The following is a 1,285-nucleotide window of genomic DNA, read 5'->3' on the forward strand; positions in this document are numbered from 1 at the left end:
AGCATTATGTTACAACCGGGGTTTTTGACGAAAGCTCCTCTCAAATCATCAGAAAGGTATTTGACCTGCGTACCGCCTGTGACTATGACGATCCCTTTACAGTTTCCAGGCAGGAAGCCGAACAGCAGGAAGTAAATGCTTGTGCTTTTCTGGGGAAAGTCGAACATTACATAGGAAAGCAGATGCGATCCTGACCGGAGAGCCCCACATTAGACAGTTTGCCGTGTTTATGGTATAATAAAAAAGGACAGCATCGAAGCGGTTGAAAAGTATCCTTTTGATTCTTTTTAAGCCTGCGGTAGGAGGACATTCTCTGGCAGCCCAGCTTCAGATTGCATGGCCACTAGGCCTGCGAAGCTTGCGGACATTTGCCCGCTGCTTGTTTTTAAGTGTTTTGGCGATAAAAGCGGCTGTAACCGCTTTCGGACGGAGGAAACAACTTGCGACATGCATTTCAGGCGCCGCTCTGGTTTGACGGCGCGTTCGGAACCTATTATTTTTCGCTCACAGGGGACGAAACTCCCTGTGAGCTTGCCAATCTAAAGAATCCCGCTTTGGTCGGTCAGATCCATCGGGAGTACCTCAAGGCGGGGGCAACGGCGCTCAAAACCAACACATTCGCAGCAAATCCCGGGACGCTGCCCGACCCGGAGCAGCTTGGAACGGTGCTCCAGGCCGGCTTGGAAATTGCGCAGAAGGCAGCGGCAGAGCATGGTGCGGAGGTATTTGCGGATATCGGAGGCATCAGCGCAGCGGATGCGGAACAATTTTATCTTACCGTAGCCGAACGGTTCCTTGATCTTGGGGTGACATCGTTCCTCTTTGAGACACTTCCCTCCTATGAGGAATTGGTTCCCGCCCTGAAGCGGATTCGGGAGCGGGAGCCGGAAGCCAAAATCGTGGTTTCGTTCGCGGTTTCTCAGGATGGATACACACGGCGAGGCTTGTCCCACCGCGCACTCGCAGGGATAGCGGCAGCGGATGGGTATGCGGATGCGGTTGGCTTTAACTGCGTCTGTGGGCCGAGCCACATGGTTTCTCTGGTCAAAAGCCTGGGAGAAATCGGCTGCCCGATCATTGCAATGCCGAATGCGGGATATCCGTCCTCCCTCAATGGACGGGTGATCTTCGAGGACAATGCTGGATATTTTGCAACCCGGATGGTGGAGCTTTATCAGGCGGGTGTCGACCTTTTAGGTTGTGTCGTCAATAGGAATGTGCTATAATAGTCCTCAAAGTAGCAGGAGGGCAGAAAAATGGCGAGGGAACAGCATCGACATGATAT

At 52.7% G+C, this 1,285-nt stretch carries 1 protein-coding gene and 1 pseudogene; both read left to right on the forward strand.

The window, feature by feature from the left end; genetic code table 11:
• A pseudogene (locus D5269_RS18455) lies at positions 1-194 on the forward strand (antitoxin); the annotation flags it as partial.
• A 246-nt stretch (positions 195-440) separates the two neighbouring features.
• Positions 441-1,226: a homocysteine S-methyltransferase family protein gene (locus D5269_RS17870; RefSeq protein ID WP_166545246.1), complete on the forward strand. Its 786-nt coding sequence runs from the start codon at positions 441-443 to the stop codon at positions 1,224-1,226.
• Positions 1,227-1,285: the final 59 nt, after the last annotated feature.

The organism is Anaerotruncus sp. 1XD42-93 (genome assembly GCF_009917605.1).
Classification (GTDB): domain Bacteria; phylum Bacillota; class Clostridia; order Oscillospirales; family Ruminococcaceae; genus Anaerotruncus.